Raw genomic sequence first — 20,976 nt, forward strand, 5'->3', positions numbered from 1 at the left:
AACACCTCTATATTGCTGATTTTTATCAACTTTCCCCAGTTGGCACATTCCCTGCCTGAAGCAATACACCCAAAGCCATCAAGCGGTGATGCATATGAAAGTGGGTGTCTTCCTCCCTATTGGTAACAACGGCTGGTTAATTTCGGAGAACGCGCCTCAGTACCAGCCTTCCTTCGAGCTCAACAAAGAGATCACCTTGACCGCTGAGCGCTATGGGCTCGACTTCGCGCTATCGATGATCAAGCTGCGTGGATTTGGCGGCAAGACCGAATTCTGGGAGCACAACCTCGAGTCGTTCACCTTGATGGCGGGGCTGGCGGCGGTTACCTCGAAGATCGAGCTATTCGCCACATCAGCCTCGCTAGTAATGCCTCCTGCCATCGTGGCGCGTATGGCGTCCACCATCGACAGCATCTCCAACGGCCGCTTCGGCCTTAATCTGGTGACCGGCTGGCAGCGCCCAGAGTACGCACAGATGGGACTGTGGCCCGGCGACGAGTTTTTCGCCACCCGCTATCACTACCTGTCGGAATACGCCCAAGTGCTGCGCGACCTGTGGGATACCGGTAAGTCGGATTTAAAAGGCGACTTTTTCAGCATGGAAGACTGCCGAGTTAGCCCTCGCCCGCAGGCGGACATGAAGATCATTTGCGCTGGCTCAAGCGATGCGGGCATGGCGTTTTCCGCTCGCTATGCCGACTACAACTTCTGTCTGGGCAAAGGCGTTAACACTCCCCAGGCCTTCGCGCCGTCGGCCCACAAGCTACAGGCGGCCACAAAAAAAACCGGACGCCGCGTCACCACCTTCGTGCTGATGATGGTGATTGCCGACGAAACCGACCAGCTAGCGCGCACCAAATGGGAGCACTACAAGGCGGGCGCCGATCAGCAAGCGCTCGAATGGCTAGGCGTGCAAGGCGCTGCCGACAAATCGTCGGGCAGCGATACCAACGTGCGCCAGTTGGCGGACCCTACCTCGGCGGTCAATCTCAATATGGGCACTCTGGTGGGATCGTACGAAAGCGTTGCGCGAATGCTTGATGAAGTTGCAGAGATCGAAGGCACCGAGGGCGTGCTGCTGACCTTCGACCGTTTTGTGGAAGGCGTCACGCTGTTTGGTGAGCGCATTCAGCCCCTGATGCGCAGCCGCTTGGAGGTCGAAACACCGGTGGCATCACAGCATGCCTAGCCTTGCACGCATGAGCACCAGGTCGAGCGCTAGCCGCTGTACAGCGACAGCGACGACTCGCCCAACAATCACTACCAGAGCGCGGTTACCGCAGCTGTTCGCGCCCTTTTTCATCCGTAACGGGAGATTTCATGGCCATTCATCACGTCACACTTTCATCGACCGCTCCCGCCGGCCCACCGCAGCAGCCGGGACAGCCTGATCCTTGTGTTGCGGCTGCGCGCCCCGAGCCGTTCGCCTTCCAGCCCAATCAAACCGCACTGATCGTAGTGGATATGCAGAACGCCTACGCCTCGGTGGGCGGCTACGTGGATACAGTGGGCTTCGATATTTCGGGTGCGCAAAGTGTGATTGAAAATATCGTCGCCACCATTGAAGCCGCGCGTCAGGCCGGCATGCTGGTGATCTTCCTGCAAAATGGCTGGGATCCTGACTACGTGGAAGCCGGCGGCCCTGGGTCGCCCAACTGGCACAAATCCAACGCGCTGAAGAATATTCGCCAAAACCCCGACTATGCCGGCAAGTTTCTCGCCAAAGGCGGCTGGGACTATGCGCTGGTCGATGCCATCAAGCCCCAGCCCGGTGATGTGGTGGTGCCCAAAACGCGCTATAGCGGCTTCTTCAACAGCACCCTCGACAGCACGCTGCGCTCACACGGCATCAGATCGCTGGTATTTACCGGCATCGCAACCAATGTGTGCGTTGAATCAACGCTGCGCGACGCCTTCCATCTCGAATACTTCTCGCTGATGCTCACCGACGCTACCCACGAGCTCGGCGGCGCGGAGATACAGGCAGCGGCTATCTACAACGTGGAAAGCTTTTTTGGCTGGGTCGGCAGCGTGAACGACTTTTGCGCCAGCCTAAATCGCGCTGGCTAGGTGCCTGAACGCCTTCGGCCGCATCACCAGCAGCCAAGTGCTAAACACGCTGCCACTCACGATAACAATAGCGAAGAGATCACCCTGCATGACAAGCGCCAACGCAACGCCTCGATTAACACCTACCCTTGGTACCCTGCAGCTGTGGGGCATCGCCGTTGGGCTGGTGATTTCGGGAGAATATTTTGGCTGGAGCTACGGCTGGGGCGTCGCGGGCACGCTCGGCTTTCTGATTACGTCGCTGTTTATCTCTGTGATGTACGGCTGCTTTATTTTCAGCTACACCGAGCTGACCACCGCGATTCCCCACGCTGGCGGCCCCTTTGCCTATACCCGTCGCGCTTTCGGTGAAATGGGCGGGCTAATCGCTGGGATCGCGACCTTGATCGAGTTCGTGTTTGCGCCACCCGCTATCGCGATGGCCATTGGGTCCTATCTCAACGTGCAGTTTCCTGAGCTGAATCCCAAGTACGCGGCCATCGGGGCCTACGTTATTTTCATGACGCTGAACATCATTGGCGTACGCATTGCCGCTACCTTCGAACTGATCGTGACCATTTTGGCCGTGGCCGAGCTGCTGATCTTTATGGGCGTGGTGTCGCCGGGCATCAGCCTGAGCAATTTTGTCGCCCACGGCTGGGCCGGACAGCACACCTTTTCGCCAGCGGCGCTGTCGGGCATGTTTGCGGCCATTCCCTTCGCGATCTGGTTCTTTCTGGCGATCGAAGGTGCCGCGATGGCCGCCGAAGAGGTCAAACATCCCCGCACCACCATTCCGCGTGCTTACATTTCGGGCATTCTGACGTTAATGGCATTGGGGCTGGGCGTGATGGTATTCGCTGGCAGCGTCGGTGATTGGCGCACGCTGTCAGACATCAACGACCCGCTACCGGCGGCCATGCGGATGGTCATTGGCAGCCATTCGATCTGGATGCATATGCTGGTCTGGATTGGGCTGTTCGGCCTGATCGCCAGTTTTCACGGCATTATTCTCGGCTATTCACGCCAATTCTTCGCCCTGGCGCGCGCCGGCTATCTGCCCGCCAGCCTGGCCAAACTGTCGCGCTTCAACACACCGCATCGCGCCACCCTGCTGGGCGGCGTGATTGGCATGGCGGCGATTCTGTGCGATGGCGTTATCGAAGGGCTCAACCTCACCGCCACCATGATTACGCTCGCCGTATTCGGTGCCATCGTGATGTATCTGTGCAGCATGCTGAGCCTTTTCAAGCTGCGCCGTCACGCACCGCATCTAGAGCGCCGCTATAAAGCGCCCGGCTATCCCGTGGTGCCCGCGATTGCAGTTGTCTGCTCGCTGATCAGCCTGATTGCGATGGTGTGGTTCAACCCAGCCATTACTGTCGTGTTTATCGTGCTGATGGCGATTGGCTACGGCTATTTCCGACTGTCGGGCCGGCGCGGCAACACTCTTGATACCTAACCCTGCAGCACGCTAGTCACTACCACCACCAACGCGAACAACGGCACTGCCATTCACGCGCATTACCAGAACACAGGAGATTGCATGGCCAGCTATTACTACGACACCGGCTCGGTGCGCTATCGCTTTGCATCGCTGGCTGAGCTAATGGCGAAGGCGTCGCCTGCGCGCTCGGGCGACGAATTGGCGGGCATTGCCGCTGATAGCGCTGCACAGCGCGTGGCGGCACAGCTGGCGCTGGCCGAGGTGCCGTTAGCGACCTTTCTGGAGGAGCTGCTGATTCCTTATGAGGCTGACGAAGTGACGCGGCTGATTATTGATCGCCACGACCGCGCAGCCTTCGCGCCGGTGGCGGCACTGACGGTCGGTGAGTTTCGCGATTGGTTACTTTCGCCTCACGCCAATGAGCTGAGTCTGGCGGCGCTGGCCCCCGGATTAACGCCGGAAATGGTAGCGGCAGTGGCCAAGCTGATGCGTATTCAGGATCTAGTGCTGGTGGCGCGCAAGTGTCGGGTTGTCACCCGCTTCCGTAATACCCTCGGGCTGAAGGGCCGGCTGGCGACTCGTCTGCAGCCCAACCATCCCACCGATGACCCGAGCGGTATCGCTGCCAGTATGCTTGACGGGCTGCTATACGGCAGCGGCGATGCCGTGATTGGCATTAACCCTGCCACCGACAACACCACGGCGGTCATCACCCTGCTGAAGATGCTCGATGAGGTGATCGAGCGCTACCAGATTCCGACCCAGAGCTGCGTGCTCACCCACGTGACCACCGCTATCGACGCGATTGAGCGCGGCGCGCCTACCGATTTGGTGTTTCAGTCGATTGCCGGTACCGAGGCCGCCAATCGTGGGTTTGGTATCACCCTTGAGCTGCTGCGCCAGGGCCAGCAGGCTGCGCTATCGCTTGAGCGCGGCACGGTGGGCAACAATGTGATGTACTTCGAAACCGGTCAGGGCAGCGCGCTATCGGCCAATGCGCACCACGGTATCGATCAGCAAACCCTCGAAGCTCGCGCCCATGGCGTCGCTCGAGAATTCAGCCCGCTACTGGTGAATACGGTGGTCGGCTTTATTGGCCCCGAATACCTTTACGACGGCAAACAGATTATTCGTGCGGGGCTGGAAGACCATTTTTGCGGCAAGCTACTGGGCGTGCCGATGGGTTGCGATGTTTGCTACACCAACCACGCCGAAGCCGACCAGAACGATATGGATATGCTGCTGACGCTGCTGGGCGCAGCGGGCTGTACCTACATCATGGGCATTCCCGGCGCCGATGACATTATGCTGAATTACCAGACCACGTCCTTCCACGATGCGCTCTATCTACGGGAAGTACTGGACCTGCGCCCCGCCCCGGAGTTCGAGCAGTGGCTGTCAGACAGCGGTATCTATGTACATGGCGAAGGTATCAAGGTAGCCGAGCAGCTACCGCCGCGTTTCCGCCATGTGATTGAGGAAGCGCGCAAATTCGCGCTGCCGGGTTGATGCGGGCGAATGGCCGCGGTTCACGCGGGCCACCGAGACACATGGCGGTGTGCGGGCTAACGGCGCCAAACAGAACACGAGGGGAAGGCACAGCCCCCAGCATTGGCAGAGCTACGGGCCTTTGCAGACGCCCTTTTTCCCGCTCGAGTGTCCTTCACGCAGCGCCATAGGCGCTGTTACTAATCACAACTGATATAGGGAGCGCAGCCAATGACAACACCTGCCCCTGCCGACGAATCCAGCGGCGAAAAGGCGCACTCGGTGGTACTCAACAGCTGGCGAAACCTGCGTGACTACACTGATGCGCGCATCGGACTAGGACGCAGCGGTAATAGTTTGCCCACTCAGGCGATGCTCGCCTTCCAGCTCGATCACGCTCAGGCACGCGATGCCGTGCATCTGGCGTTGGATACCGAAATAATGATGGCAGGCCTTGCGCAACGTGTTCCGCTGGCGCTGCGTCTGCACAGCCAAGCGCAAAACCGCAGTGAATACCTGCGTCGCCCCGACTACGGACGCTTGCTCGACGCTCCTTCCACGCAGCAACTGGCGGCGCTGAATAATCAGCACTGCGATATCTCGCTCAGCATCGTGGATGGACTATCCGCCCGCGCGATTCACGAGCAGGCCCTGCCCTTTGTCGACGCACTGCTGCCGCATATTCATCGTGCAAGACTCAGCCTTGGCCCAGTGGCTCTGGTGGAACAAGGACGCGTCGCGATTGGCGACCCGATTGGCGAATCGCTAAAGGCGCGGATGAGCATTGTATTAATTGGAGAACGCCCCGGGCTCAGCTCCCCCGACAGCCTAGGCATTTACTTCACCTGGCAACCCCACAGCGGCTGTCTCGACAGCGCCCGCAACTGCATCTCCAACGTGCGCCCACGCGGCCAAAGCTTCGCCAGCGCCGCTCAGCGGCTGGCTTATCTGATCAACGGCGCGCTTGAAATAAAAGCATCGGGCATCGCCCTCAAGGACAACAGCGAGGCTAATGCCGCACCGCTGCTTGGCGACGGTGAGCGCACTTTAGGCCAGGAGAAAGATAAACGCCGCTAACGTCCGCGAAAAAAGAAGTGCGAGGCGGACTGGCGGACTGGCGGACTGGCGGACTGGCGGACTGGCGGACTGGCGGACTGGCGGACTGGCGGACTGGCGGACTGATCATAGCAGCGTTGCCTTGCAGTCAAGGGGCGAGCTGGAGAAATAGCAAGGCAAGAACTGTCGCACGAAGAGGAAATGCTGGGTGAGCAGAAATGCTGACACAAAAAAAAGGAGCCGCGAGGCTCCTTTTCTAGCTACGTGCAAATACTCGATAATATCTGCACGCTAATGTCTGGAGCGGGAAACGAGGCTCGAACTCGCGACCTCCACCTTGGCAAGGTGGCGCTCTACCAACTGAGCTATTCCCGCGTCGTCAGGAAGTGAAGTGGCGTCCCATAGGGGGTTCGAACCCCTGTTACCGCCGTGAAAGGGCGGTGTCCTGGACCACTAGACGAATGGGACGTAATTGCCGGGAGACCTGAACATTACCGCTAACCAATTGGTTACACAGCGTTTTTCTTGTCGCCCCTCTTCAAGACGGACAGAATTATGGACTAACTGATGGGTAATGGCAAGAGGCAAAATCGAATTAGCCTGTGCAGTGACATGATTACATGTGTGCCCCAGTGATATTCGCCAGCGTTTGCAGTGCGAAGACGCGGCACCGAGTGAGCGAACTGGCCCCTTCCCGCCCTCATGCGAATCCGATCATCAACAAAGCGCTATTGCCAGCAATCTCGCCGTCCCCGGGTTCACAAGGCAGCACCGCACGATTAGACGTCGTTGCGCTTCCCTCCCGGTGAAGCGCGAGAACATCAGCGAACCGTTAGAGGGTTCGCCCATGCGACTCGGCGACCTGCCCAAGCCAGCCAAATATCATTGGGCCGACTTCCGCCGGCCCGGCTCGACTGATCGACGCTTAACGCAGCCGCTTCACAGCTTGATAATCAGCTTACCTAAATTGGCACCTTCCAGCAGTCCGATAAACGCCTCTGGCGCCTTCTCGAAGCCATCGACAACATCTTCGAGATATTTCAACTTGCCGGCACTCACCCACTCGCCCATATCGCGCAGGAAGGAAGCGGACTGTTCCTTGGCAAATTCGGTCTGAATAAAGCCTCGCAGGGTAAGGCTGCGCGAAAGCACTTCACGCATCACCACTGGCAAGTGATCAGGCTCGGCGAAGGGGCCGGTCGCATTGTAGAGCGAAGCCAGTCCGCAAACCGGAATGCGGGCGTAGGTATTAAACAGCGGGAAAACCGCCTCCCACACCTTACCGAATACGTTCTCGAAATAGACATCAACGCCGTCGGGGCATGCCTTGGCCAATTGCTCGGCGAAGTCGTCAGCGCGGTGATCGACCGCTGCGTCGAAGCCAAAATGCTCGGTTAACAGGCGGCATTTCTCTTCGCCTCCGGCAATCCCAACGGCGCGCGCTCCCTTGAGTTTGGCAATCTGCCCCACTGCTGACCCCACTGGGCCAGTCGCCGCCGCCACGACAACCGTTTCACCCGCGCGCGGCTGGCCGATGGTCAAGAGTCCCGAGTACGCGGTAAACCCCGGCATGCCTAACACGCCCAGCGCAGTCGTCACCGGCACCTGCTGATCAAGCTTGCGCACATCGCTACCGTCAGAAATGGCGTAACGCTGCCAGCCCGAATAGGAAAGCACCCACTCCCCTTCGCTGTAATCGGGATGGCGGCTCTCCACCACCTGTGCCACTGTCCCGCCCACCATAGTGGCATCGATATCGACCGGCGGCGCGTATGAACGAGCGCTGCTCATTCGCCCGCGCATATAGGGATCGAGCGAAAGGTACTTGATCTCCAGCAGCACCTGCCCATCCTTCAACGCAGGAACATCCTCGCTTTCCAGCCTGAAATTGTCCGGCACCGGCGTGCCCTCGGGACGCGATGCCAACACGTAGCGCTGATTACGGTACTCGGCCATGGAGCCTCCTGATGCTTGCGTGCAAGTATCGTTGAGCAATGTGATACCCAACGTTTATAACCACCACCCTATGCCAGTGCGGCCGTACACGTCTACATAAGGGCTAGAGCGGGGGCTAACGCCTCAACTATCAACGCAGTCATATAAGCACCCGAGGCCAGTTTGGCCTGCTAGGTGGCGATACCATGAGCGGGGCCTCGCGCCCCGTTGGCTATAGGAAGGTATCGATGGAATGAAGGAAAGGTGTCGAGTCCGCTGTCGGTATCTGAATGTTATGAAAAAGTGGAGAAAAACTGCGGAGATAACGGGATGGCAGGTGGCAGGGCTTCCTGGAGGCTGTGACGCTTGTATGGAGCACATCTTAGGAACAAAAAAAGGAGCCGATAGGCTCCTTTTTAGCGAAGTGCAGACATCGATGGACATCTACACCTCATGAATTGGAGCGGGAAACGAGGCTCGAACTCGCGACCTCCACCTTGGCAAGGTGGCGCTCTACCAACTGAGCTATTCCCGCTTGTATTTCATACCTGAAACGCGTGGCGTCCCGTAAGGGGTTCGAACCCTTGTTACCGCCGTGAAAGGGCGGTGTCCTAGGCCACTAGACGAACGGGACATGTGCTGCGTGATCAACTGTCTCGATCAGGTGGCGCGCATATTACCGAGCGCCCCCTTTAGTGTCAACAGTGTATTGATATACGTCGGTTTTCAGCGCAGCGGCACCCGACCTGAATCCCGCCTCCCTCCTTCTCTATTTACGTACACAGCTCGGCCCACCGCGTACCGACATTCCCTTGCAACCTTGCGCGCATCCGGTAGCGTGGTTCACGCGCTGTGCGGTTGGCTTCCACCCCGCCACTTCGCTCGTCTATCCTAAGCAACAAAGCTTCTCTTACGCCTCGCTTACGAAGAAGCCAACGGATACAGTGGCTGAAGCTGGCGACGCCCTCCTTGGCACTACACGATGCAGGAGGTGCTTCGGCATTTCCGACCATGGTGCCGACTACATGTTCACCACGATTTGGTACCCTCTACTGCAGCGCGCCTCTATCATTCCCAAAACGCCGTAGAGCGTTGCTTTACAGGAAGAACTCTCATGACCGACGACAGCAACGATAAAGTACGTTTAAGCGATGCCGAGTGGCGCGAGCGACTCACCCCCGAGCAATATCGCGTAACCCGCGAAGCCGGCACCGAGCCCCCCTTTAGCGGTGATTACGAAGTCGCACCAATTCGCGGCACCTTCCACTGTATTGCCTGCGATGCGCCGCTGTTTCGCAACGACGACAAGTTTTCCTCGCACTGCGGCTGGCCCAGCTTCGATCGCCCGCTCGCCGATGCGGCGGTAGAAGAACACTTCGATACCAGCCATGGCATGCGCAGGGTCGAGGTCACCTGCCGCCGCTGCGATTCTCACTTGGGCCATGTGTTCCCCGACGGCCCAGCAGAAACCACTGGTTTACGCTACTGCATCAACTCAGTGGCACTACGTTTCGTGCCCGACGAAGAGACCAGCACCCAAGGTTAGGCCGAATGACGGCCAACGCGCTGCTATCTGCCGCGAGGCGCGGTTCGGGTAAATTGGCAGCAAGGCGTGTCGCGCCAAGGTAGCGCAATCAATAAGCGAACAGGCTAAGGGGTTGCCGTCCCGCAGCACGCCCGGCCGGAGCATCATCACTCTGGGCTTAAGAGCCGCTCTTTGCTGTGTGAGCAAATCCGCCGCTTCACCTTGGTGCTGTGATGCAGAAGCCGCTACAATCGCCGCTTCCGCTTTTATTCGACGCTCTTCCCAAGGCAGGTACCGCGATGCTCGGTTGGTTTCCAGGACACATGAACAAAGCGCGGCGCGAAATCCAAAAAGCGCTGCCGTCCATCGACGTAGTGATCGAAGTACTGGATGCGCGCCTGCCCTACTCGAGCGCGAACCCTATGCTGGCGGGGCTGACTCGCCACAAGCCAGTGCTGAAGATTCTGTCGCGAGAAGACTTGGCCGATCCGCAGGTCACCCAGCAATGGCGCGATCATTTCGATGCCCAGCCGAACACCCGTGCGCTACCGATGGTCACCAGCGATAAAAAAGCGCTGAAGCAGATTCCGGCGCTGTGTCGTGAGTTGGCCGGCCATATTCGTGCCGACCGCGACGTCAGAGTAATGGTGATGGGCATTCCCAATGTGGGTAAATCGACCCTGATCAACCATTTGGCAGGGCGTCGCATCGCCAAGGTAGGTAACGAACCGGCCGTCACCAAGCGTCAGCAGATTGTGCGTCTCGACAGCGGCATTGCCCTGACCGACACTCCAGGCGTGCTGTGGCCGAAAATCGAGGATCAGGCGAGCGCCTATCGCTTGGCGGCCAGCGGTGCTATTCGCGATACTGCGCTGGAATACAGCGACGTGGGGGCCATCGCCGCCGCCGAGCTTGCCAAACGCTACCCAGAGGCACTCAAGGCCCGCTACAAGCTCAAGGAGCTGCCGGAGTACACCGGCCCAGAGTCCCCCGCTGAAGTGGACGCTGACGGCCCGATCTACGTCGATCTGTTAGCGCGGGCAGGTTTCGATGGCGATGCGATTGTCGAGGCGATTGCGCGCAAGCGCGGCGGCTTGCGCAGCGGTGGAGTGGTAGACGTGCACCGCGGCGCTGAAGTGCTGCTGCACGAGCTGCGTGACGGCACGCTGGGTCGCATAAGCCTTGAAACACCGGACGATATTCCCGCTCACGACGAACAGCCCAGCGCTACCTTGCCGCCGGAGGAATAGAGCGCCGACTCGCCTTCAGCAGCGCCCTCTTCACCAGAAGCCCCGTCAGCAGACCCTTCAGCAGAAGCAGCCGCTCAGGAAACACCGCGTCGCGAGCCGTAATTGCTCGCCGAGCGCCCCGCCTTCCTTATATCACCTTCAGCGCCAAGCGCCCCTGCGGCTGGTATGGCGCTGGCAGCCTGAGCGGCTCCGCACCGGGCGTAAAGGCCCCCAGTACCCGTGCCGCGCTGGCCCCGGTACAGCTGGGCACCGTGCCCGGCAGCCCATGCCAACTGAGAAATCCGAGCAGCGCGAACGCGCACGCTTCCTTGGCCTGTGCAGGCAGTCCCAGCGCGTCCGACGGCGTGATGGTAACGCCCGGCAAAGCGTCCGCCAGCATCTTCATCAATACCTGATTGTGCGTGCCGCCTCCCGCCGTCACCAGTTCCTCTATCGCGAAGGGTTTGAGCGCCTCAGCAATGCTGTGTGCCGTTAGCGCAGTCAGGGTTGCTATCGCATCGCGCGGATCGATATTGGGCCGCTGTGCCAGTGCTCGATGCAGATAGAGCGCGTTGAATAATTCCTTGCCGGTGGTCTTGGGGGGCGCTTCGGCAAAATAAGGCTCTTGCAGCAGCTGCGCCAACCACTGCTGATCAACCTCGCCTTGCGCCGCCCACTCACCGTTGCGGTCGAAACTGGCAACGCCCTCACTGAAGTGAAGCATCGCCGCATCGATCAGCGCATTGGCAGGCCCGGTATCGAACGCCACCGGCGGCTGGCCCTCGGTCACTACCGTAACGTTGGCAATGCCTCCTAAATTAAGCGCCGCCGAGCGATTGGCACGACCACGTAGCCACATCACGTCCAGCGCGCTCACCAAGGGCGCGCCCTGCCCGCCAGCCGCCACATCACGCACGCGGAAGTCGGCCACTACGGGCTTGCCGGTCTGTTCTGCAATCCAGGCGGGCTGGCCTATTTGCAAGGTACCCCGTACCTGCCCCTGTTCGACCCAGTGAAACACCGTCTGACCATGCGCGGCGACCAGCGCCGCCTGACCATCGCACAGCTCGCGATCAGCACGTACTGCCAGCTTGGCAAAGGCCTGACCGATCTCGGTATCCAAGCGACATTGGGTCGCCATATCCAGTGTGCCCGGTGGCAAAGCTCTGTTCAGCGAGGTAATGGTCTGCTCGCTGTAGTGGCTGCTGACCATCCCCAACAGTTGCAGAGTGATGACGTCGTGATCGAGGGTAATCTCTACCGCGGCCGCGTCTATCGCGTCGAAAGACGTGCCTGACATCATGCCAATGATTTTCATGCGCTGAAACTCCGTGCGTTGCTGCTGGCAAGGTAAGTGTTGGGACCAAAGCCTAACGGCAAGCCAAAGCCATGGCTAGCGCTGGCGCAGTAGAGTATGCTGGCTTGCTCACACACATTCGCCAGCGAACTCGCAAAGTAGCTAGATAATGAACGCTCCCATTCGTAAGTCCAAAAAGCTCGAGCACGTTTCCTACGACCTCCGCGGTGCCGTGCTCGAACACGCCAAGCGCCTCGAAAGCGAAGGCCAACGTATTCTGAAACTGAACATCGGCAACCCTGCCCCGTTCGGTTTTGAAGCGCCCGAGGAAATTCTTCAGGACATGATGCGTAACCTGCCTACCGCGCAGGGCTACAGCGATTCGAAAGGGATCTACTCGGCACGCAAGGCGGTGCAGCACGAAGCGCAGCGCTTGGGCATCGAAGGCGTCGATATCGAAGACATCATCATCGGTAACGGGGTCTCCGAGCTGATTCAGATGTCGCTGCTGGCGCTTCTGAACAACGGCGACGAAGTGCTGATTCCTGCGCCCGATTACCCGCTGTGGACCGCTGCCACCAACTTGGCGGGCGGTACTGCGGTGCATTATCTGTGCGACGAAGAGAACGACTGGCAGCCCGATGCCGAGGATATTCGCGCCAAGATTACGCCGAAAACCCGGGCGCTGGTGATTATCAACCCGAACAACCCAACGGGTGCCGTCTATTCACCAGAGAAGGTCAAGGAACTGCTGGCGATTGCCCGCGAGCACGATCTGGTGGTGTTCTCCGACGAAATCTACGACAAGATTCTTTACGACGGTGTCACCCACACCAGCACCGCGGCACTTTCTACCGATGTGCTCACGCTGACCATGAACGGGCTGTCGAAGAACTATCGCTGTGCAGGCTTCAGGGCATCGTGGCTAATTATCTCCGGCGACCAAAGCAACGCCAGCGACTTCGTGCAGGGCTTGAATATGCTGGCGTCCATGCGCATGTGTGCCAACGTGCCCTCTCAGCACGCCATCCAGACCGCGCTCGGCGGCTATCAGTCGATCAACGATCTAGTGCTGCCGACCGGCCGCCTGTGTGCCCAGCGCGATGTTGCGTGGCAGAAGCTCAACGAAATTCCTGGCGTTAGCTGTGTGAAGCCAAAGGGCGCGCTTTACATGTTCCCGCGGCTCGATCCTGAGGTCTACGACGTCAAGAACGATGAGCAACTGATGGTTGATCTGCTGCTGGAAGAGAAAATCCTGCTGGTGCAGGGCACCGCCTTCAACTGGCCACGTCCCGACCACCTGCGGATTGTTACCTTGCCGCAGGCAGACGTGCTAAGCGAAGCCATCGACCGCCTCGGCCGCTTCCTCGCACGACGTCGCTAACCTTCCCTTGCCGGCGCTCATTCCCGTTAAATTCACTCACGGGCGAGCGCCGGAACTTGAACATTTACGTTTCTCCCCCATCTAACCACCCTGACACAAGCACTTGGACAGCACGCCAACTCGCGATGCTGCCTGCCGCTTTCCATAACAGTTGATCACTGAGGCACCACGTACAAGTGCTCTGGGCGAATCGACGTATAACAACGCTATAACGTTTTATTTGGAGAAACCGCACATGATGAGGATTGCACTGTTCCTCGCTACCAACCTTGCCGTGGTGCTGGTCGCCAGCATTACGCTAAGGCTTTTTGGCATCGAACCTTATCTGTATCACGCCACCGGCATGAATCTGCAAAGCCTGTTGGTGATGTGCTTCGTGTTCGGCATGGTGGGATCGCTGATCTCGCTACTAATGTCGAAGACCATGGCTAAAATGGGCGCTGGTGTGCAAATCATCGAGCAGCCGCAGGATTCGCAGCAGCAGTGGCTGCTCGACACCGTCGGCGAACTAGCGCGCGACGCCGGTATCAAGATGCCCGAAGTGGGTATCTTCCCCGCTTCCCAGGCCAACGCCTTCGCCACCGGCTGGAACAAAAACGACTCGCTGGTCGCCGTATCCGCCGGGCTGATGCACTCAATGCGCCCTGAAGAAGTACGCGCGGTGCTAGCACATGAGATCGGCCATATCGCCAATGGCGACATGGTCACGCTGGCGCTGATTCAGGGCGTAGTAAACACCTTCGTGATGTTCTTTGCCCGCATCGTGGCACAGCTGATCAGCAGTTTTATGGCACGCGGCAGCGATAACCAGAGCGGCGGCCTCGGCTTTATGGGCTACTTCATCGTGGTAACGGTGCTGGAACTGGTGTTTGGCATTGCTGCCAGCGCCATCGTGGCGTGGTTTTCGCGCTGGCGTGAATACCGTGCCGATGCCGCTGGTGCACGACTGGCCGGCAGCGGCGCGATGATCAACGCGTTGACAGCACTACAGCGCGAAAGTGAACTGCCCGACCAAATGCCTGAGTCAATGACCGCCATGGCGATCACCCAAGGACGCACCCAGCAAATCATGCAGCAGCTGCTTGCCAGCCACCCACCGCTGGAAGAACGCATTCGCGCTTTGAAAGAAGCCGCCTATCGGCAGTAAGCGATGCTGATTGTTTTGCTACAAAGCCCGCTTCGGCGGGCTTTTTTGTGGGCAAAAGGCCGGTCTTTGGTAGCAGCATGAAGCTAATTCTTGGCACCCCAGCGCCCTCCCTCGTAGCTTCACTAAACCATGTAACGAGTTGATCAACGGAAAGGGGCTAACGTTTCGTATAAATATCACTCTCACTCTAGAGTGGGATTATATCTGGAAGGTTTAACAGCTCCGCAAAGTGCGCCGAAGCTCTAAGCGAGTTGCTAAACTGCTATCACTATCAACGGCTACATAGTGGAATAAAGTGCCGGTCTTCAGGCATACGATTGGCATTTTGCGTGACCAACCGACAGTTAACTTTAGGGCAGCCGAAGATATTGACGAATTAACATTATCAACCCAAGTTAAATGCTACATGAAAGATTTAATATTTACTAGTACCGAGCAGAAATTCACAATCACCATCGTTTCCACTATAGTGAATATTATCGCTCCAGTCCGTATATATTTTTTCTCTTTGAAGAGAATTTTAAAAAACTCTACAAACCAGCCTAAAGGTTTTGGGCCTCTTGCATTGTAAAAAGGGCGCAAGGACTTTGGCACAGGATTATCTATAACACAGCTAATAAAGTTTTTAACATTGATATACATTCCTAATAAAACTATTATCACGAAAATACCCACAGGGATGGCTAGTATATTAAAAGATTTCATCATAGCAACCAGCGATATTGCCATCAGAACTGATGTTGACAATAGGTTATTTAAGAAGTCAGGCAACTCCTCTGAAAATTTTTTATAACTAAAATTATCCGTTAATTTGGTTTTCATTAAAACTCCTCGCTCCAAAAAGGCGAATTATCGCAGTCAGCAGCACTAACTACTAATTCCGACACATTTATCATTAATTCAATATGGTAACGGGACCAAGAATACACGCTCCCAAAATAGTGTAAAGTTTATTTTTATTTGCATTTTCAGAAACATATATATTATACAAAAATTAGTAACAATTTTTTTCAAAAACTGACGCAAAAACAATTAGTTAAAAATGCATTGAACATTAGTCTAATAACCGATTTGGTGCTTTGCACGCATCACAGCGCCTATACCACTTAGCATAGAGCAATGTTTTAAAGGACAATTAGTGCGCTTATCGGATTCTCATTGGCGACCTACCCATTACCCGAGTAAATTTAACTGTATCCCTCGCACACACGGGGATACACCAAATGCCACAACAGCTGCACTATACATAAGGCCGTAGAGGTGTGGTGTGTTAATACCAGAGTCGAATAGCGAGCGAGAGAACAGACCGAGAGCCGACCAACCGCTAGCAGTCTCACTACAAACACTGTCGGAAAAGGCATAAGAATGCTCGCTACGCGGTAAAGGAACGCGGCGCTCCCCCTCGACACCGAATGTCGCCTTGGTTGGCCGCGGGCGCCAGCTCCCGCTCAGCAGGCCTTCCATGCGTAGGAAAACGTAGAGTTGCACGTCAACCTGTGCGGAAACCTGTGCCTTACACATTAACGGGCGTACATCATCGAGAGCTCGTAACTTCCCTTCCAAGTATGCGCCCCTTCCCAGTATGGCAATGGACTGATTCCTCTAGATTGACGCGTGATTATTTCCAGATAGTCGTTGGACTCGGACGGTGAGATTACGCTGGCTAATACTATTAAATAAAATTTTGAATATTTATTTAGTTAATAATGCCGCTACTTATTCATTTTTGATTTTTTTAATACCCTAGTGAGATAAGCCGCCATTTATCGCCCCTGATCTGCCGATAAAGAGCGTGGGAAGCGCTCTTGATACTCTTTTCGCATATAGTCGATATTATTTTATTTTCATTTTCCAAAATTTAGGCAATGATTATCGACGGTAGAGAAGTTGTTGCTTTAGGTTGAATGTTTCCTAAAGCGCTACCCGTTGATACTAAATAACAGCGCAGCAGAAACAGTGTAATGCATAGCGCGAAACTAGCTCGTTAGATATGAGTGGTCTTCAGGTAGCGAAGAATATCCCGCGCGCAGAATGCGCCGACCACTCGCTTACGATACGCACTAAAAAATGAGGAAAGAAGAATGAATAGCGTGAATAATGATGTTGAACAGTCTCATGATGAGCTTCCCAACGACTTGCTTGTGAACAGAAGAGGATTTATGGGCACGTGCCTGGCCGCCTCGTTCGTTCCTATCGCCTCGTTGATATCCCCAGCAGCAGAAGCTACCAATTGGGTAAAAGAATCCGCCAGGTTTGAAGCCGACCCATTTGAAGGATTAGATATTTGTCCCGTGGCAACGGCAGCGGTAGAAGGACCGTATTATATCGACAATAGAATCTTCCGGTCAGATATCACGGAAGGTCAGTCGGGTTATCCGATTAAGCTTAACATTAAAATAGTTAACTCCAATAATAACTGCACTCCTGTCGCCAATGCACTGGTCTCGATTTGGCATTGCAATGCTAAAGGAGAATATAGTGGCTACCTTTTCAGTAATCCCGATGTTAAGGCAGACCTGAGTGGAGCCGATGCTAGCGGACACGTAAAGTCGAGAGACGAGGAAAGATTCTTGCGAGGTGTTCAAGTCTCCGACAGCCTCGGCCGAGTCAAATTCAAAACCATTGTACCAGGTTGGTATAACCCCAGAGCGGTCCATTTTCATATCAAAGTATTTATTGAAAATAGAGTGTATGTATCCACTCAGCTATATTTGCCGCAGTCTCTAACGAATATTATCCACTCAACGCACAGTGACTATAAAGATAGAGGCGTCTCCATATTCACCAACGAAAACGACACCGTTAGGATCCAAAGTGGTATATCGGGCAATACTGATATCATGCGCGTTGTTTACAACGAACCAGGAACGCTGATCGCGTCCGCGACTCTGGGTACCACTGCGTAATGATGTGGGGGTATGTTTACGGGAGTGCTCCCCGCGTGTGCGGGGAGCACTATGGGATGAAGGTCAGCGTGGAAATTCCCGCCGGTCCATCATTGTAAAGGGAAAGATGATTCACGCCCCACTGCCAATGCCATCAACAGCACGGTATGAAGAAGGGGCCCTTAAGGGCCCCTTGGTAATGACACTTTACTCTAGTAATCCAACTTCACTCTGAGGGTGACGTCGCTTGCGTATTTACTATAAATACGCAGCCGATAAACTCCATCCATCCCAAGAATAATCAAATTACCACTGTCGTCCGCTTTAGCCTTCGTAATGAAGTCTTGTGGGTCTTTATTTTCTGCATTCAAGAAAGCGTACTTACCGCGGTTGGGGTCACTGTTCTCCCACCCGCTGCGAGAACGCACCGCAAGACCGCTAATGAGTGTACCAAGATCAGACAGCGCATTCGTGATCAAAGGAATAACCGTCAGTTGAATGGCAGTGACAGAGTGCTTTAGAGGAATCTCAACGTATCCACCCGAAGTAATACGAACCAGGTATTGTCCGTCTTCTGTCGTCACTGCACTATCATCTACCGGTGTCAGCAGGTTACTCCAATCAAAGTCAACGAAGCCTTTCTTTAGCCCATCAACATTAGCACGATTGACGAGCGCATTGCCCGGCAACACAGTGAAGGTGGAATCGACCTTGGCTTTAAAGGTGTCACCGCTGTAATAAGGAGTCAGAAGTCCCCCCTGTGTTATCGGTTCTGTTCCACCGGGTATTACTGCCCCTAATGTATTGCCACCGATGATAACGTTACGAACCACCCTCAATCCGCGTTTATGCCTATCAACCGTGATGAGGTTACCCCGGGAGGTTTCCGCATGGTTATTCATGATCTTCAGGGTTCTTACGTCATAAGAGGCGTAGTCGGACGTAAACCCGATAAACGACTTGGGGATTCCGTCTAGCTTATCCCAACTTACCCCAGCATCATCATTGTTGCTTGAGTAGTACCGGTTATTCTCAATGGTACCGCCCGAGAAGTTGTGGTACAGGATAGGAGGACCATCATAAACACCGTACATATGGTTGTTACGGGTGATAGTGTCCCCTGCGCGGTTAAGCACAATACCACTATTGACGCAGTAGTTGCCTTCAATCACCGTACCAACGCCATTACCATGCAAGTGAACCAGCATGGACGACTTACCCTTATTATCACCTGACGGCACGTCATGTTCATTTAGCGGGTATACCTGCAGTCCGTCACTTGCGGTACCACCTCCATCGTTGTAGCAGTTTCTTACCACGCAGTGAACAAAGCCTACATTAGAGTCAGGATTACTAGTGCCCTGAAGGTTGATGGCTTGCCAGAAACCTTTAAAGCGGCAATCCTCAATCACCGCATTGAAGTCAGAGAAGGCATTGATACCGGTTGAGCCAGGCCCTTTGTTCTTCCCGGGAGTGGAACCATCAACATTAAACTCACACCGACGGATCCTTGGGCGCCAGTTGGCATGGGTATAAATGACCGGCTGCTGGTCTGACTGTAGACCAAATCCTTTAAATACTTGATCTTCCATCACGATATCTTGAAGATGATCGAGCGTGAAGATAGTGCTGTAGTCGGTGCTATGCCCACGCCACTCACAATGGCCTGTAAGCTTAAACGTCACTTTAGGGAAAAATGAGCAGGAAGAAGTGACGCTTATTTTAATATCTCCATTGAGGATTTTTTCATTGTACGTATCAGACCAATAGATGAGCGCATCTTCCTCAATAAATCCACCGATACCTGCGCTCTGGGTATCACCATTAGGGAAAGTGACAGCGCCCCAAACGTTACGCTGGTCATAGTGATAGGCTAGTTCTTTATCCGACAGGTTCTTGAACTTCACTTTACAAGCCTGGAAAGTATTCCCTGAGAAGCGGTCGTACACCTCCCCTTCTAGCGTTAAGTCATGGAGATAGTTATAAACAGAGGTTTGTTCAGTCCTGAAATGTTGGTTACTGCGGTCCTCTTGGTTAATGTTGTTAACGATGTTGACTTGCCCTTCCGTCCACTTGTCACGACTTTCCCCAAGTCCACCGCGAGTGACATATGTCAATACCGTATCACCCACCTCTACGTTGTAAGGGATGTACTTCGGATAGAAGACGCTGTTACCGTAGTGAGTATCCTTAATCAACGAGATGGGATTCTCATTGAGTTTCTCTACACGAACTTCAAAGAGTTTTCCGTTAGAGCCGCTCGGCATGGTGGCATCGACATCGATCGATGTATTCGTCCCGAGGAAATGGATATCAACGCCGCCTCTTTTTTCATCAGTGAAGTAATCCTTATACTCCCCCTTGGACAGCCGATATTGTCCCTCTGGAACCAGGTAAGTTTTATTCGGGTTTTTAAATGCCTCATCAAAGTAAGGACCGATGTCATCCCCATCCTGAAGACCTAGCTGGAAGAAGTTGATTGCATCATTCTCTGACATGATAGATTCCTCTTTTTTAAAGAGAGAGGGACTTCTCTCCTATCCATTAGTTTAATAACGACGATTAACCAATACGTAACCGTTTTGCTGTCCAGTGGATATCCACTCCCCGATGAGCTTATCGCCAACTTTATCATCGGCGGTTACTTCAGCATCTTTATTAACAATTTTTTAAATAAAGGTGGCCCTGCTGCTCATATTCAGCTCCTTATTTACCATATGTTAATTTCGAATAGCTGAATGCCTACATTATTCGTTCTACAAGACAGGGACCTGCGTTTATGACTTTAAAGGACTACACGCCTTTAAATGCTGTTAGGTCGCTATCTTCAATTTATCCTCTCATACGCAGGGATGAATCATGCTTGCCGCGCTTTGTGAGAGAGTGATTCGACGTTCTCCATCCTGCAAAGCCTGCTGCAGCGGGCTTTTTTTGCGCCGACCTCTGAGCGCCCCCGCTCCTCTCCTCCCCTGACCATTTCTCTGCACAGCATTCGCTGCTGCTATCGATCACCGTTATAATGGCGGATCGATATGGTTCGCGGGGGTAGCAAGGTGATTATTCGCTGGGAGCACGGGCACGACTATTTGCTGGTTCATCTGCATCAGGACATGCTGGGGGACTGGGTGCTGAGTCGTGCCTGGGGCCAGAAGAGCACGCGTTTCGGCGGACTGCGCCACGATGTGGCGGAAACTCGTGAGCAGGCGCTGACCTGGATTAATGACCTCGATCATATTCACCGCTCGCGCGGCTTCCATAAGGTGCTGGAAACCTCCGAAGAGAGCAGCGCGGGGCAGCAGGCACTTAAGCTACTGGAAGATCTGCAGGACGCCTAATGCCGTGAATGGCGCTCTGCTGTCGCCATAAATCACCGAGAGCGGCAGCGATAACTTGCTTCGCCACCTGCCAAAAGCTCGCTTCAACGGGCTTTTCGTGCACGGGCAATCGGGCAATCGTGCTGCTGCCCCCCCACCAGCCCGCTACTGCTCTGGCTCAGCATAGAAAAGAGCAACATCTCGCTTCACCACTGCCAAA

15 protein-coding genes and 4 tRNA genes are annotated in these 20,976 nt (G+C 55.2%); 11 read left to right on the forward strand and 8 right to left on the reverse strand.

The genetic code is table 11. From position 1 onward, the window contains the following. Positions 1 to 94: 94 nt before the first annotated feature. The 5 genes from rutA (at position 95) to eutC (ending at position 6,061) form a co-directional block, all read left to right on the forward strand. Entirely contained in the window at positions 95 to 1,189 is a 1,095-nt protein-coding gene (gene rutA / locus R84865_RS06700; protein ID WP_435632735.1) for a pyrimidine utilization protein A, read from the forward strand. A 131-nt stretch (positions 1,190 to 1,320) separates the two neighbouring features. Then, a complete protein-coding gene (locus tag R84865_RS06705) occupies positions 1,321 to 2,070 on the forward strand; it encodes an isochorismatase family protein (RefSeq protein ID WP_435639183.1) in 750 nt (249 codons plus the stop codon). An 88-nt stretch (positions 2,071 to 2,158) separates the two neighbouring features. After that, positions 2,159 to 3,511, forward strand: coding sequence for an ethanolamine permease (eat, locus tag R84865_RS06710; RefSeq protein ID WP_435639184.1), 1,353 nt, complete (start codon positions 2,159 to 2,161; stop codon positions 3,509 to 3,511). An 84-nt stretch (positions 3,512 to 3,595) separates the two neighbouring features. Continuing rightward, positions 3,596 to 5,005, forward strand: a complete 1,410-nt coding sequence (locus R84865_RS06715) for an ethanolamine ammonia-lyase subunit EutB (protein WP_435639185.1) — start codon at positions 3,596 to 3,598, stop codon at positions 5,003 to 5,005. Between the two features lie 210 nt (positions 5,006 to 5,215). Continuing rightward, on the forward strand, positions 5,216 to 6,061 hold the full coding sequence (eutC, locus tag R84865_RS06720) for an ethanolamine ammonia-lyase subunit EutC (protein WP_435639186.1): 846 nt from the start codon (positions 5,216 to 5,218) through the stop codon (positions 6,059 to 6,061). A 278-nt stretch (positions 6,062 to 6,339) separates the two neighbouring features. On the opposite strand, the gene R84865_RS06725 is transcribed toward eutC, so the two are convergent. The 5 genes from R84865_RS06725 to R84865_RS06745 form a co-directional block, all read right to left on the reverse strand. After that, positions 6,340 to 6,415 (reverse strand) — tRNA-Gly (locus R84865_RS06725). 17 nt (positions 6,416 to 6,432) lie between these two features. Then, positions 6,433 to 6,508 (reverse strand) — tRNA-Glu (locus R84865_RS06730). 471 nt (positions 6,509 to 6,979) lie between these two features. Beyond that, a complete protein-coding gene (gene curA, locus R84865_RS06735) occupies positions 6,980 to 7,996 on the reverse strand; it encodes an NADPH-dependent curcumin/dihydrocurcumin reductase (protein ID WP_435639187.1) in 1,017 nt (338 codons plus the stop codon). Positions 7,997 to 8,434: 438 nt separating this feature from the next. Further along, a tRNA-Gly gene (locus R84865_RS06740) sits at positions 8,435 to 8,510 on the reverse strand. A gap of 23 nt (positions 8,511 to 8,533) precedes the next feature. Continuing rightward, a tRNA-Glu gene (locus tag R84865_RS06745) sits at positions 8,534 to 8,609 on the reverse strand. A gap of 480 nt (positions 8,610 to 9,089) precedes the next feature. On the opposite strand from R84865_RS06745, the gene msrB reads away from it, so the two are divergent. Further along, entirely contained in the window at positions 9,090 to 9,521 is a 432-nt protein-coding gene (gene msrB / locus R84865_RS06750) for a peptide-methionine (R)-S-oxide reductase MsrB (RefSeq protein WP_435637867.1), read from the forward strand. A 278-nt stretch (positions 9,522 to 9,799) separates the two neighbouring features. Continuing rightward, the gene (gene ylqF / locus R84865_RS06755; protein WP_435639279.1) at positions 9,800 to 10,750 is read left to right on the forward strand and encodes a ribosome biogenesis GTPase YlqF; all 951 of its coding nucleotides are present in this window, start codon (positions 9,800 to 9,802) and stop codon (positions 10,748 to 10,750) included. Between the two features lie 127 nt (positions 10,751 to 10,877). Here ylqF and R84865_RS06760 read toward each other — a convergent pair whose 3' ends face one another. Next, the gene (locus R84865_RS06760) at positions 10,878 to 12,047 is read right to left on the reverse strand and encodes an anhydro-N-acetylmuramic acid kinase (RefSeq protein WP_435639188.1); all 1,170 of its coding nucleotides are present in this window, start codon (positions 12,045 to 12,047) and stop codon (positions 10,878 to 10,880) included. 148 nt (positions 12,048 to 12,195) lie between these two features. Here R84865_RS06760 and R84865_RS06765 point away from each other — a divergent pair, with 148 nt between their 5' ends. Both R84865_RS06765 and htpX read left to right on the forward strand, forming a co-directional pair. Continuing rightward, positions 12,196 to 13,410, forward strand: a complete 1,215-nt coding sequence (locus R84865_RS06765) for a pyridoxal phosphate-dependent aminotransferase (RefSeq protein ID WP_435639189.1) — start codon at positions 12,196 to 12,198, stop codon at positions 13,408 to 13,410. A gap of 235 nt (positions 13,411 to 13,645) precedes the next feature. Continuing rightward, positions 13,646 to 14,557, forward strand: a complete 912-nt coding sequence (gene htpX / locus R84865_RS06770) for a protease HtpX (protein WP_435639190.1) — start codon at positions 13,646 to 13,648, stop codon at positions 14,555 to 14,557. 402 nt (positions 14,558 to 14,959) lie between these two features. On the opposite strand, the gene R84865_RS06775 is transcribed toward htpX, so the two are convergent. Beyond that, entirely contained in the window at positions 14,960 to 15,379 is a 420-nt protein-coding gene (locus R84865_RS06775) for a hypothetical protein (protein WP_435639191.1), read from the reverse strand. Positions 15,380 to 16,638: 1,259 nt separating this feature from the next. Here R84865_RS06775 and R84865_RS06780 point away from each other — a divergent pair. Then, positions 16,639 to 17,463, forward strand: coding sequence for a dioxygenase family protein (locus tag R84865_RS06780; RefSeq protein ID WP_435639192.1), 825 nt, complete (start codon positions 16,639 to 16,641; stop codon positions 17,461 to 17,463). A gap of 191 nt (positions 17,464 to 17,654) precedes the next feature. Here the strand turns inward: R84865_RS06780 and R84865_RS06785 are convergent, their stop codons facing one another. Continuing rightward, positions 17,655 to 19,940: a right-handed parallel beta-helix repeat-containing protein gene (locus R84865_RS06785; protein WP_435639193.1), complete on the reverse strand. Its 2,286-nt coding sequence runs from the start codon at positions 19,938 to 19,940 to the stop codon at positions 17,655 to 17,657. A gap of 534 nt (positions 19,941 to 20,474) precedes the next feature. On the opposite strand from R84865_RS06785, the gene R84865_RS06790 reads away from it, so the two are divergent. Further along, the gene (locus tag R84865_RS06790; RefSeq protein WP_435639194.1) at positions 20,475 to 20,777 is read left to right on the forward strand and encodes a hypothetical protein; all 303 of its coding nucleotides are present in this window, start codon (positions 20,475 to 20,477) and stop codon (positions 20,775 to 20,777) included. Positions 20,778 to 20,976 lie beyond the last annotated feature (199 nt).

It is taken from the genome of Carnimonas bestiolae (assembly GCF_051251145.1).
Taxonomy (GTDB): domain Bacteria; phylum Pseudomonadota; class Gammaproteobacteria; order Pseudomonadales; family Halomonadaceae; genus Carnimonas; species Carnimonas bestiolae.

Coding starts and splice junctions, on each gene's coding strand:
- R84865_RS06705 (WP_435639183.1), top strand. CDS start 1,321: ATGGCCATTCATCACGTCACACTTTCATCGACCGCTCCCGCCGGCCCA.
- rutA (WP_435632735.1), top strand. CDS start 95: ATGAAAGTGGGTGTCTTCCTCCCTATTGGTAACAACGGCTGGTTAATT.
- R84865_RS06715 (WP_435639185.1), top strand. CDS start 3,596: ATGGCCAGCTATTACTACGACACCGGCTCGGTGCGCTATCGCTTTGCA.
- R84865_RS06765 (WP_435639189.1), top strand. CDS start 12,196: ATGAACGCTCCCATTCGTAAGTCCAAAAAGCTCGAGCACGTTTCCTAC.
- R84865_RS06775 (WP_435639191.1), bottom strand. CDS start 15,379: ATGAAAACCAAATTAACGGATAATTTTAGTTATAAAAAATTTTCAGAG.
- ylqF (WP_435639279.1), top strand. CDS start 9,800: ATGCTCGGTTGGTTTCCAGGACACATGAACAAAGCGCGGCGCGAAATC.
- eat (WP_435639184.1), top strand. CDS start 2,159: ATGACAAGCGCCAACGCAACGCCTCGATTAACACCTACCCTTGGTACC.
- R84865_RS06780 (WP_435639192.1), top strand. CDS start 16,639: ATGAATAGCGTGAATAATGATGTTGAACAGTCTCATGATGAGCTTCCC.
- eutC (WP_435639186.1), top strand. CDS start 5,216: ATGACAACACCTGCCCCTGCCGACGAATCCAGCGGCGAAAAGGCGCAC.
- curA (WP_435639187.1), bottom strand. CDS start 7,996: ATGGCCGAGTACCGTAATCAGCGCTACGTGTTGGCATCGCGTCCCGAG.
- htpX (WP_435639190.1), top strand. CDS start 13,646: ATGATGAGGATTGCACTGTTCCTCGCTACCAACCTTGCCGTGGTGCTG.
- R84865_RS06790 (WP_435639194.1), top strand. CDS start 20,475: ATGGTTCGCGGGGGTAGCAAGGTGATTATTCGCTGGGAGCACGGGCAC.
- R84865_RS06760 (WP_435639188.1), bottom strand. CDS start 12,047: ATGAAAATCATTGGCATGATGTCAGGCACGTCTTTCGACGCGATAGAC.
- msrB (WP_435637867.1), top strand. CDS start 9,090: ATGACCGACGACAGCAACGATAAAGTACGTTTAAGCGATGCCGAGTGG.
- R84865_RS06785 (WP_435639193.1), bottom strand. CDS start 19,940: ATGTCAGAGAATGATGCAATCAACTTCTTCCAGCTAGGTCTTCAGGAT.